This is a genomic window from Giesbergeria anulus, assembly GCF_900111115.1.
Lineage (GTDB): Bacteria > Pseudomonadota > Gammaproteobacteria > Burkholderiales > Burkholderiaceae_C > Simplicispira > Simplicispira anulus.
This window is the reverse complement of record NZ_FOGD01000009.1, coordinates 23471-35529: the sequence shown is the minus strand read 5'-3', so window position 1 is coordinate 35529 and position 12059 is coordinate 23471. Positions and strand designations below refer to the sequence as shown.

The following is a 12059-nucleotide window of genomic DNA, read 5'->3' as shown; positions in this document are numbered from 1 at the left end:
GGGGTGGCCCGCCCAAGCCTTAGCGGCCAGTGCGGGCCTGGGGCCAGCAGTTAGAAGAAGCCCAGCTTCTTCTCGCTGTAGCTCACCAGCAGGTTTTTGGTTTGCTGGTAGTGATCCAGCATGACCTTGTGGGTTTCGCGGCCAATGCCCGATTCTTTGTAGCCGCCAAAGGCAGCATGGGCGGGGTAGGCGTGGTAGCAGTTTGTCCAGACGCGGCCTGCTTGGATAGCGCGGCCCATGCGGTAGGCCACATTGCCGTTGCGCGTCCAGACGCCAGCGCCCAAACCATAGGGGGTGTCGTTGGCAATAGCCAGTGCCTCGGCTTCGTCCTTGAAGGTGGTCACGGCCAGCACCGGGCCAAAAATTTCTTCTTGGAAAATGCGCATTTTGTTGTGGCCCTTAAACAGCGTGGGCTGGATGTAGTAGCCACCGGCCAAGTCGCCTTCTAGCTCGGCGCGGGCACCACCAATCAGGCACTCGGCACCTTCTTGGCGGCCAATTTCCAGATAGGACTGAATTTTGTCCATCTGCACCTGCGATGCTTGCGCACCCATCATGCTGTTGGTATCGAGCGGGCTGCCTTGCTGGATGGCGGCCACGCGCTGCAACACGCGCTCCATAAAGCGGTCGTAGATCGATTCTTGGATCAGCGCCCGGCTGGGGCAGGTACACACTTCGCCTTGGTTAAAGGCAAACAGCACCAAGCCTTCGATGGCCTTGTCCAGAAACTCGTCGTCTTTGTCCATGATGTCGGCAAAGAAGACGTTGGGCGACTTGCCGCCCAGCTCCAGCGTGGCCGGAATCAGGTTTTGCGCAGCGGCTTGGGCAATCACGCGGCCTGTGGCGGTGGAGCCAGTAAAGGCAATCTTGGCAATGCGTTTGCTGGTAGCCAGTGGCATACCGGCTTCGCGGCCCAAACCGTTCACGATATTGAGCACCCCCGGTGGCAGCAGATCAGCAATCAGCTCGGCCAAAATCAGGATGGAAATGGGGGTGGATTCGGCGGGCTTGAGCACTACGCAGTTGCCTGCACCCAGCGCGGGGGCTAGCTTCCAAGCGGCCATCAAAATCGGGAAGTTCCACGGAATGATCTGACCCACCACGCCCAGCGGCTCGTGGATGTGGTACGCCATGGTGTTCTCATCAATCTCAGAGATACCGCCTTCTTGCGAGCGCAGACAACCGGCAAAGTAACGGAAATGGTCAATTGCTAGGGGCAGGTCGGCGTTGAGTGTTTCGCGGATGGCTTTGCCGTTGTCTACGGTTTCGGCGTAGGCCAGCAGCTCTAGGTTTTGCTCTAGGCGGTCGGCAATCTTGAGCAAAATGTTGGAGCGGGTGGCTGCATCGGTCTTGCCCCAGCTCTTAAAGGCGGCATGGGCGGCATCCAGCGCCAGCTCGATGTCTTCGGCAGTGGAGCGGGCTGCTTGCGTATAGACCTGACCATTGATGGGCGTGACCACATCGAAATACTGGCCGCCCACTGGGGCTTGCCATTGGCCGCCGATAAAGTTGTCGTAGCGGGCTTTGTATTGGATTTTGGCACCTTCGGCACCGGGGGCTGCATAGATCATGGTCTTGTCTCCGTAAAGGTTTTGCACGGTTGTCCTGCCTGCTGGCGGGTACACCGCACCTCCTTGCGCAAGACCTGTGCCAGTGTGCGCTGCCGCCGCAGAAAGGGGGCAAAACCACGGGTATTCCCCCATGCCACGGGCCGTATGGGGGCCTGCGGGCTGGCTTTTCTGGCGGTGCTGGGCGTTGGTGTGTGGCCCGCTGTGGCTGGGTTGTCCGCGTTGGTACGGTGACAGGTGTTCCATTTTGGAACACCTGTCCGCAGGGGGGTGTTTCCGAGATGCACAGGGGTTGGTGTGCCCGATACACTGGCGCAATAACCACAGCCGCAGCCCCCATCTGCCACTGGAGACATCTATGCGCGCCCAGCCCCTTTTGCCCGCTACCTTGCTGCACCAAGCCCGGCACCAACTGTTGGAGAGCGGCGGCCAGCCGCCCGATGTGCTTGATGCGCGTCTGGCCCGCTCTTGGCAGCGCAGTTTCTCTGCGGGCCTGCAACCTTTGGGCGGCGCTGCCGGGGCCGACCCTTTGCCACAGCACGGCTTGCAACAGATGCGTGTGCAAAACCACGGCCTGATTCGCCACTCCCTGCCGATCATGGAATACCTGTTTGCCCAAGTGCGCCAGAGCCACAGCATGGTCATCTTGGCCGATAGCCAAGGCGTGCTGATGCACACCTTGGGCGATCTGGACTTTTTAAGCAAGGCCGAGCGGGTGGCCTTGGCGTGCGGTGCCTCGTGGCACGAAAGCCAGCGTGGCACTAACGCCATCGGCACTGCCTTGGCTGAGGTGGATGGCATTGAGGTGCATGGTGCCGAGCACTATCTGGAGCGCAACGGCTTTCTGACCTGTGCTGCGGCCCCGATTCTTTCGGCCACCGGAGAGTTGGTGGGCATTTTGGATATTTCTGGTGATCACCGCAGCCGCCACCCGCACACCTTGGGGCTGGTCTCCACAGCGGCCCGCATGATCGAGAACAGCCTGCTGCTGTCGAGTTGCCAGCACCACACGGTGTTGCAACTGCATACGCAAGCCGAGGGGCTGGGCACCATTGCCCAAGGGGTGGTGGCGCTGTCTGACGATGGTTGGCTGGTGGGGGCCAACCGTCCTGCCTTGCAGTGGCTGGGCTTGCATGCCAACAACATCCGTAGCACGCAATGGGCGCAATGCTTTGATACGCCGCTGCCACAGGTGCAAGGCCATGCCCGCCAGCGTGCTGGCGGCACCTTGCTGCTGCGCACCGTGGCCGGACAACTACTCTATGCCCATGTTCAGCCCCGTGCCAGCGGGCCCATTCCGGTCAGTGCCCCGGCACCGGCACCCGCTATGGATGCTTTGGCCGAGCTAGACACCGGCGATGCACGCTGGCGCAGTGCTGCCGACAAGGCGCGGCGCATGGCGGCCAAATCCATCCCGTTGCTGGTGTTGGGCGAGTCTGGCGTGGGCAAAGAGCTATTTGCCAAAGCAGTGCATGAGGCTTCGCCCCGGCGGGCTGCGCCTTTTGTGGCGATCAACTGCGCTGCCCTGCCCGAACATTTGATTGAATCCGAACTGTTTGGCTATGCACCGGGGGCTTTTACTGGGGCGCGCAAACAAGGCTCACCGGGGCGGCTGCGCCAAGCCCACGGCGGCACGGTGTTTTTGGACGAGATTGGCGATATGCCCCTGTCTTTGCAAACCCGGCTGCTGCGCGTGTTGCAAGAGCGCCAAGTCACGCCACTGGGCTGTGGCGAGCCGGTGGCGGTAGATTTTTGGCTCATTTGCGCTACGCACCAGCCGCTGCGTGCTGCGGTAGAGCAAGGGCGTTTTCGTAGCGATTTGTATTACCGCATCAATGGACTGACGGTGCAACTGCCGGCACTGCGCGAGCGCACCGACTTGCATACCTTAACGCAGCGGCTGCTCGCCCAACTCGATGGCCCGCCGGGCCTGCACCTAGACCCAGCCCTGATGCAGGCGCTGGCCCGCTACGACTGGCCCGGCAATTTGCGCCAATACAGCAATGTGCTGCGCACCGCCGTGGCGCTGCTGGAGCCGCACGAGCAGTGCATCTCTTGGACGCACATGCCAGATGATCTGTGGCCCAGCCTTGCACCAGCCCACAAGCCAACCCACAGCCCAGAGGCTGCCAGCACCACCACGCCCTCGTCGGCTGCAGTAGCGGCGGTGAGTTGGCAAGCGTTGTCGCAGCAAGCCATTGACCAAGCCTTGCAGGCGCACCGGGGCAATGTGTCGGCGGCGGCAAGGCAATTGGGGATCAGCCGCCAGACGCTGTACCGGCGCTTGCGCCCGCATTAAGGTTTAGCGCCAAGGGGGTGGGTCGGGCACAAAACGCCGCTCGCCCGGAAAAGGGTCAGGCTCTTGCTCTGGGCGCTGCTGCCAGCCACCGCGCTGTGCAATGCGTTGGCGCTCTAGCTGGGCCAAGCTGGCATAGTGAATCTGCAAGGTCTCTGCCGGGCGTGGGCTGGCGCGCCGGAACTGCACCTCGCGCACCGAAGAAGGCATCTCTTGCCCATGCCCAGTGCCCATATCCGAGCGGCTTTCGGCAGCAGCCCCAGCGGGTGCCGGTGCCCTGGGTGCCCCTTTGGCGCTCTCGTACTCTTGCCGCCGATAGCCCGGTGGTCGGGGGGGCGGTGCGGCTTCTTCAAATACGGCAAAGCCCAGCACTCCAGTGTTGCCGCCTTGGCCGGTGCGCTCGGCATAAGAATCGTCGGGGGGGGTAAAAATAAACTGCGCTACCGTGTCTAATGATTTGCGCCAGCCCTCAATCTGCACCGTATCTTGGGGGTTGATGATGTAGCCGGTTTGCTCCGGGGCGGCAGGCTCGCCGGTGAGCACATTGACCCCATCCACTGAGATCACCACCAGCACGCGCCGATTGCTGGTGTTGCGCAGCAGCAATTGGTAAGGCTGGCCGTGCTCGCCGCCCACGTACCAGCGCCGCCGGTGCTGAAAAATCGGCAAATTTTGGCGGCGGCGCTGGCCGCCCAGCACCTCCACCTCCAGCCATTGGCCTTGGGCTGCGGGCAGGGCATTGCGGTACTGCACTGGGGCCGGGCGATAGGCGTGGGCCACAGAAGCCCCTCCAGCCCACAGACTGGCACCCAACCAAGCCAAACTTTGGCGACGCTGCATAAAAGACCCCCGAAAATTACACCGAGGTTTTCAGTATAGGCAGCGTGGCCCTTGGTTGCACAGTTTGGGTGTGCTGCCGCAGCGCTTTAGGCTTGCGCTGGGTAGAACATCTTGCGCGTGGGCACTTGGGCCACGGCTTGGGCAATAGCGCCGATATGGTCGGGTGTGGTGCCGCAGCAACCGCCGACGATATTCACCAGCCCCTCGGCGGCAAACTCATGCACGAGGCGGCTGGTCACTTCGGGGGTCTCGTCAAAGCCGGTATCGCTCATCGGGTTGGGCAGGCCCGCATTGGGGTAGCAACTGATAAAAGTATCGGGCGCAGCGCGGTTCAGTTCTTGGATGTAGGGGCGCATCAGTGCCGCCCCCAAGGCGCAGTTCAAGCCGACCGCCAGTGGCTGGGCATGGCGCACGCTGTGCCAAAACGCCGTCACGGTTTGGCCCGACAAAATGCGCCCAGAGGCATCGGTCACGGTGCCACTGATGATGAGCGGCAAGCGCTCGCCGGTTTGCTCAAACACTTCTTCAATCGCAAACAGCGCCGCTTTGGCGTTGAGGGTGTCAAAAATGGTTTCTACCAGCAACACATCGGCACCGCCTTCGATCAGCGCCAGCGTTTGCGCATGATAGGCCGCGCGCAACTGCTCAAAATCAACATTGCGTGCGCCGGGGTCGTTCACATCGGGGCTGATGCTGGCGGTTTTGGGTGTTGGGCCAAGGGCACCGGCGACAAAACGCGGCTTGTCGGGGGTGGAGAACTTATCGCAGGCGGCGCGGGCCAGTTGCGCCGAGCGCAGATTCATCTCATAGGCCAAATCGGCCATGCCATAGTCTTCTTGGGCAATGGTGGTAGCGCCAAAAGTGTTGGTCTCGATCAGGTCGGCCCCAGCGGCCAGATAGCGCTCGTGGATGTCGCGGATCACGTCCGGGCGGGTGAGTGAGAGCAGCTCGTTGTTGCCCTTGACGTCGCGCGGAAAATCTTGAAAACGCTCGCCCGCAGCGTCAGGGCCGTGGTAGCCCTCGCCCCGGTATTGGGCCTCGCCCAGCTTAAAGCGCTGGATCATGGTGCCCATTGCGCCATCCAAAATAACGATGCGTTGGGCCAAAAGGGCAGGAAGCTGGGCAGCGCGGGTGTAGTGGGGTGCTTGCATGGGCAGGTCAAGAAACAGAAAAATCGGTAGAGGCCGATTGTCCCTGCTTCGCCTAGCCCTTGTCTTGTTGGCGTCTCTGGCTAGCGCTGCGCCGTTAAAATCGTGCCTGCCCAAGGAGCGTTGCAACGGCCAGCCATTTGGTGCCGTCAGGCTTGGGCTTCCTGCTTTTACTGCCCACCCCCTCCGGCAACCACGCTCGCCTGTTCCGGGTTCCATTGCACAGGTGCGACGTATGTCCGAATTGACCATCCCCCCCATGAAGCTGTCTGGCCTAGAGCCTGTCTCTATTGGCCAAGGCACGCTGTTTGTCAACGTTGGTGAGCGCACCAACGTCACTGGCTCCAAAGCCTTTGCTCGTTTGATTTTGAATGGCGAGTTTGAACAGGCTCTGGCTGTAGCGCGCCAGCAGGTCGAAAACGGCGCACAAATCATCGACGTGAATATGGACGAGGCCATGCTCGACAGCAAGGCTGCGATGGTGCGCTTTTTAAACCTGATGGCCTCGGAGCCAGACATTGCCCGCCTGCCGGTGATGGTCGATAGTTCCAAGTGGGAGGTGATTGAAGCGGGTCTGCGCTGCCTGCAAGGCAAGGGCATTGTCAACTCGATCAGCATGAAAGAGGGCGTAGAAGCCTTCAAGCAGCAAGCCAAGCTGGTGCGCCGCTATGGCGCTGCCGCCGTCGTCATGGCCTTTGACGAAAAAGGCCAAGCCGACACCTATGCGCGCAAAATTGAAATTTGCGAGCGCGCTTACCGCATCTTGGTCGATGAGGTGGGCTTTGCCCCCGAAGACATCATTTTTGACCCGAATATCTTTGCCGTAGCCACCGGCATTGAAGAGCACAACAACTACGCCGTGGACTTTATCGAGGCCACGCGCTGGATCAAGCAACACCTGCCCGGTGCCAAAGTCTCCGGTGGCGTGAGCAACGTGAGTTTTAGCTTCCGGGGCAACGACCCAGTGCGCGAGGCCATCCACACCGTGTTTTTGTACCATGCCATTCAGGCGGGCATGGACATGGGCATCGTCAATGCGGGCATGGTGGGCGTTTATGACGACCTTGACCCCGAACTGCGCCAGCGCGTCGAAGACGTGGTGCTCAACCGCCGCCCCGATGCGGGTGAGCGGCTGGTCGAAGTGGCCGAAACCGCCAAAAGCGGTGCCAAAGACGAGAGCAAAAAGCTAGAGTGGCGCGGTACCCCCGAAGCGCCCAAAACCGTGGGCGAGCGCCTGAGCCACGCGCTGGTGCATGGCATCACCGACTTCATCACCCAAGACACCGAAGAAGCCTACCGCGAGATTTTGGCTAAGGGCGGGCGTCCGCTGCACGTCATTGAAGGCCCGCTGATGGATGGCATGAGCGTGGTGGGTGATTTGTTTGGCCAAGGAAAAATGTTTTTGCCGCAGGTGGTCAAATCGGCCCGCGTGATGAAGCAGGCCGTGGCCCACCTCATCCCCTACATCGAAGAAGAAAAGCGCCAAGACCAACTGGCCGGGCGCGATGTGCGTACCAAGGGCAAGATCATCATGGCTACCGTGAAGGGCGATGTGCACGATATTGGCAAGAACATCGTCACCGTGGTGCTGCAATGCAACAATTTTGAAGTGGTGAACATGGGCGTGATGGTGCCCTGCCACGAGATTTTGGCCCGCGCCAAAGCCGAAGGGGCCGACATCATTGGCCTGTCGGGCTTGATTACCCCTAGCCTCGAAGAGATGCAGTATGTGGCTGCCGAAATGCAAAAGGACGAGCATTTCCGCGTGAAAAAAATCCCGCTGCTCATTGGTGGTGCCACCACCAGCCGCGTGCATACCGCCGTCAAAATTGCCCCGCACTACGAAGGCCCGGTGGTTTATGTGCCTGATGCTTCGCGCAGCGTGGGCGTGGCACAAAACCTGTTGGGCGATGGCGTGACGCAGTTTGTGCAAGAGCTGGACACCGACTACGACAAGGTGCGCCAACAGCACGCCAACAAAAAGCAAACCCCTCTGTGGCCGTTAGCCAAGGCCCGCGCCAACGCCACCTCGGTCGATTGGAGCAGCTACCAGCCCACCGTGCCGCGTGCCTTGGGCCGGCGCGTGTTCAAAAACTTTGATCTGGCCGAACTGGTGCCGTTCATTGACTGGACACCGTTCTTCCAAACGTGGGACTTGGCTGGCCCCTATCCGGCCATTTTGCAAGATGACGTGGTGGGCGAGCAGGCGCGCAAGGTGTTTGCCGATGCCCAAGCCATGCTGAAAAAGATCGTTGAAGGCCGCTGGTTGCAAGCCAATGCCGTGCTGGGCCTGTACCCGGCCAACCGCGTGGGTGACGATATCGAGTTTTATACCGACGACACGCGCAGCCAAGTAGCCCTGACGTGGTACGGCCTGCGCCAACAGGCAGAAAAGCACATTGTGGATGGCGTGACACGCCCGAGCCGTTGCTTGGCCGATTTTGTTGCGCCTAAAGAGAGCGGCATCGCCGATTACGCTGGCTTGTTTGCCGTGACCACTGGCTTGGGCGTTGAGAAAAAAGAGCGAGACTTCTTGGCTGCTCACGATGATTATTCCGCCATCTTGCTCAAGAGCTTGGCCGACCGGCTGGCCGAAGCCTTGGCCGAATGCCTGCACCAGCGCGTACGCCAAGACCTGTGGGGCTATGCCCAAGACGAGCAACTGAGCAACGAGCAACTGGTGGCCGAGCAATACCGGGGCATCCGCCCTGCACCTGGCTACCCCGCTTGCCCCGACCACAGCGCCAAAACCGACATGTTTGCCCTGTTGCAATGCGGTGACATCGACATGAGCCTGACCGAAAGCTTGGCCATGAACCCTGCTGCCAGCGTGAGCGGTTTTTATATCGGCCACCCAGACAGCGTATATTTCAGTGTGGGCAAAATTGGCGAAGACCAGTTGCAAGACATGGCCCTGCGCCGGGATATGGACATTGAGACTCTGCGCCGCCTATTAGCGCCCAATTTGGGCTGATGGATCGCTATAGGATTGAACTTGGCAGTTTTGTGCTGCCCCTACTTGTTATTTATCACCCTAGCCACAAAGGAATGAAGAATGCGTCACTATGAAGTCGATAGCCCCGAATCTGTATCGCGACTGCTCGCGTTGACAATTTTGGCAGATGGTGGAATTGATCTTGCAGAAATGCGCTTGCTCCAGCAAAGTGATCTGGCCCGTCAGTTTGGAATTGAAGATGCCCAATTTGACCGAGTGATGCATGAGTTTTGCTTGGATTTGATGCAATCTGGCAAAAACCAGTTGGAATTAGATCGGGAGTCTATTGTGCAATTGTTGCATGATGTTCGCAGCCCTACTTTACAACGCAAATTGCTACGCATCATGCTAGATATTGTCGATGCAGATCAATCCTTGGTGGGTAGTGAGTCGATATTGTTAGCTGAGGCAATGATGATCTGGGGAGTGGATATGCACCATCTTTCTCTCAATTCTACACACCCTGTCTCATACTGCATTCCGCTCTACCGCAGGTCGCCCCCGTCCGTGCAATGAATTGGTAGCTTCCACTAGCGTTGCTGCACAAAAAACCACCTAAAACTCTATGGGTGCAGTTGCACTCGACAAAAACTGCTAGAAAGCCACCCATTGACTTTGGTATAGCGCCGCGCCTAAAGCGCGCGGCTTGCTAATACTGTGGTTCAATCGTTATGTACAGCGGCACTGTGTGTTGGTAAGGAGAGCTTTTCTAGCGAGAACTCTCTATTTTTCTTTGTTTGTTCAAAGATATGTGATGGAATTTGATCTTTCATTGTGATTAACTGATTGCACAATAAAACAGACCATTGAAAGTCTCCAGTCCAATAGGCACTGATAGAAAGCTCAAATGCGATCAAATAATGATAAACATCTTTAGAAACAAAAAGCAAGTCTGGGGGTGGCGATATTTTCAATGCTGCACTCAAAAAAATATGCGCTTGGAAAAATTGCTGGTGCAAATTGCACATTTTTCCTACACTGTATAAAGCCTCGGCACGGGTGGGTCGGTATTCGTAAGCCTTTAAGTAATGATGCTTTGCTTTCTGGGTGTCACCCAGTGCTTCATAAAGTAGGCCAATTTCATATTGTGCATACCACACTTCCTCCTGCCAGCCACCGGCGGCAATTCTTTTTTGATACCATTCAATGGCTAATTGAGGTTGTGCAGCATCGCGGTAGCTTTGTGCAATATAAAAAAGGTAACGTGTAGTTAAGTCGGGGTCGGTTTCTTGTTGCAGTGCTTGCTCTAGCACTTGGGCATCGCACAGATATTTAACTACTGGTGCTACCAAATTGCGTGCGCCCAATCTTCTGGATACCATGTGGTAGTCACCAGCAATAAATCCTTTGCTGGCTTCTGGTTTTGAAACACAAAACGCATATTCGTGTAGCACGCCTTTGTACTTCCAGTGCTCTGATCCTTTGAATAATTGGGGTCGCCAGTAAATTAGATCAGAACCGTATCGCAATGAATAAGAGTCGGCATCCAGTCGGTTGATGTCGATATGCCCCACTAAAAGATCATCGGCATCAATCACCCAGAGATAATCTGCTTTTTGGTAGGCGTAGTCAAATACTTGGCTTCTGTTATGGCCAAAATTAACCCAATTTTCAGCATGAAGTTCGCCCGGAATGCCTTCTCGATCAAAAAAATCTTGAATTAAAGACATGGTGTTGTCTGTGGAGCCAGTGTCACAGATTACCCAATAGTCCAGATAGTGTTTGATGCTTTGGAGTGTTTCTAAAATGATATGGGATTCATTTTTGACGATCATGCATAGGCACAATGTTTTATTTTTTATATGTCTCATATCATTAAAAATAGAAAAGATTAGCGTGTAGGGCTGGTGTTGTCGCTCTGCAAGGATGCTTGTGTGTTGGATGCTTGCTGCACTGATAATGCCAATGCCCGTGCATCCACGTCGTAAGAGGCAAAAACCTGCTGCGCTGGACGGGTTTCGGGTAGCACATAAACCACGCCGTTGGTGCCGGTAAATGCGGGTTTAACCACAGTATGAAAAAAATCGACCGGCACATTAATGCAGCCGTAGGAGATGCGGTTATCTAGTGGGCTAGAGCTGATTAGGCGCTGCGCCCGTTGCTCTTGGGGCGTGCCTTTCACCACAGGATGCAGGGATACCGCACCGTGGTAATCCACCCAGAGGATTTGTTGTCCCTTGATGTTGTGTGCCAGTGAGGCAACAAAGCGCCCGGCGGGTGTGGTGCGTTCTTCTGGGCGAATGCTCGATAGTTTGCGCTCGCCAATGCCGGGCACGGCGTCATCGCCTACTGCCAAACCGAGCAAGGCTGGGGCAGCGGCGTGTAGTCGACCATCCGCATAAAAAACATAGACCTTGGCATTCTTTTTATCGACCAGCGCAAAGGGCATGGCGGGGCTGTCGTTGGAATCGACGATCCAGTCGGCCAGCTGTCGTACCTCTAGGGAGGGGGTTTCGTGAGCAAAGTCAGCCCGCCGGGGTGGTAGCCAAGCTGCGCCCGCTTGCCCAGCGGTGGGGCTGGACAGGGGAGCGAGGGCGGCATGGTCTGCGGCGTTGGCATCGGTAGCCTGTGTCAACGGCCATCCCACCAACGCAGCTACCAAGGCAGCAAGCAAACGCTGAAAAAGCCAAGGCCTCACGACATGGCTGCCGGCGCGGCGGGGCCGCGCACTGCTGTGCTCTATAACAGGCGCGCCCACAGGTTTAGTTTCGGTCTTGTTTTGGCGGCAGGACAGGGGCGATGTACGCGGGCGGTGGCACATATGCCGGTACCGGCCTATGTACTGGCGCAGGGACAACTTCCAGTGGCGGTACAGGCACGATGGTCAGCAATTCAGGCGGTACATGGGGAATGACCACTGGCGGCACCCAAGGGGTGGGCCACACGGGCGGCCAGACTTCTGGCGGCGTTTGGGGTGGAAATACCGGCGGTGGAAATACCGAGGGTGGGGCTGTGCCGGTGGTTCCTGTTGGGCCTGTGGTTCCAGTCGTACCTGTGGTTCCTGTAGTTCCGGTGGTTCCAGTCGTGCCTGTAGCACCTGTGGTGCCAGTAGACCCTGTGGCCCCAGTGGTACCCGTAGCCCCAGTGGTGCCGGTTGATCCTGTGGCCCCCCCGGTGGTGCCTGAACCAGTAGCGCCAGTGGCCCCGGTTGATCCTGTGGCCCCGGTGGTACCTGAGCCGGTAGCGCCAGTGGCCCCGGTTGATCCTGTGGC

9 protein-coding genes and 1 riboswitch are annotated in these 12059 nt (G+C 58.1%); of the genes, 4 read left to right on the top strand and 5 right to left on the bottom strand.

The genetic code is table 11. The features are described from left to right. Positions 1-50 precede the first annotated feature (50 nt). Positions 51-1571 (bottom strand): acetaldehyde dehydrogenase ExaC, encoded by a 1521-nt coding sequence (gene exaC / locus BMX55_RS12345; protein WP_091458164.1) that lies wholly within the window; start codon positions 1569-1571, stop codon positions 51-53. A gap of 355 nt (positions 1572-1926) precedes the next feature. Between exaC and BMX55_RS12340 the strand changes: the two genes are divergently transcribed. Beyond that, the gene (locus tag BMX55_RS12340) at positions 1927-3867 is read left to right on the top strand and encodes a sigma-54-dependent Fis family transcriptional regulator (RefSeq protein ID WP_091458162.1); all 1941 of its coding nucleotides are present in this window, start codon (positions 1927-1929) and stop codon (positions 3865-3867) included. Between the two features lie 3 nt (positions 3868-3870). On the opposite strand, the gene BMX55_RS12335 is transcribed toward BMX55_RS12340, so the two are convergent. Beyond that, positions 3871-4704 (bottom strand): hypothetical protein, encoded by an 834-nt coding sequence (locus BMX55_RS12335; RefSeq protein ID WP_091458160.1) that lies wholly within the window; start codon positions 4702-4704, stop codon positions 3871-3873. Positions 4705-4790: 86 nt separating this feature from the next. Continuing rightward, positions 4791-5855, bottom strand: a complete 1065-nt coding sequence (locus tag BMX55_RS12330) for a homocysteine S-methyltransferase family protein (RefSeq protein ID WP_091458158.1) — start codon at positions 5853-5855, stop codon at positions 4791-4793. A 106-nt stretch (positions 5856-5961) separates the two neighbouring features. Next, positions 5962-6060, top strand: a riboswitch (S-adenosyl-L-homocysteine riboswitch). A 27-nt stretch (positions 6061-6087) separates the two neighbouring features. Between BMX55_RS12330 and metH the strand changes: the two genes are divergently transcribed. Together metH and BMX55_RS12320 are read left to right on the top strand one after the other, a co-directional pair. Continuing rightward, positions 6088-8826 (top strand): methionine synthase, encoded by a 2739-nt coding sequence (gene metH / locus BMX55_RS12325; protein ID WP_091458156.1) that lies wholly within the window; start codon positions 6088-6090, stop codon positions 8824-8826. An 81-nt stretch (positions 8827-8907) separates the two neighbouring features. After that, entirely contained in the window at positions 8908-9363 is a 456-nt protein-coding gene (locus BMX55_RS12320) for a tellurite resistance TerB family protein (protein ID WP_091458154.1), read from the top strand. A 146-nt stretch (positions 9364-9509) separates the two neighbouring features. On the opposite strand, the gene BMX55_RS12315 is transcribed toward BMX55_RS12320, so the two are convergent. Together BMX55_RS12315 and BMX55_RS16610 are read right to left on the bottom strand one after the other, a co-directional pair. Beyond that, positions 9510-10622: a tetratricopeptide repeat-containing glycosyltransferase gene (locus BMX55_RS12315; RefSeq protein WP_177172899.1), complete on the bottom strand. Its 1113-nt coding sequence runs from the start codon at positions 10620-10622 to the stop codon at positions 9510-9512. Between the two features lie 56 nt (positions 10623-10678). After that, positions 10679-11545, bottom strand: coding sequence for a hypothetical protein (locus BMX55_RS16610; RefSeq protein ID WP_218144495.1), 867 nt, complete (start codon positions 11543-11545; stop codon positions 10679-10681). Positions 11546-11697: 152 nt separating this feature from the next. On the opposite strand from BMX55_RS16610, the gene BMX55_RS16605 reads away from it, so the two are divergent. After that, a partial coding sequence (locus BMX55_RS16605; protein WP_218144494.1) for a hypothetical protein occupies positions 11698-12059 on the top strand: 362 nt, incomplete at its 3' end.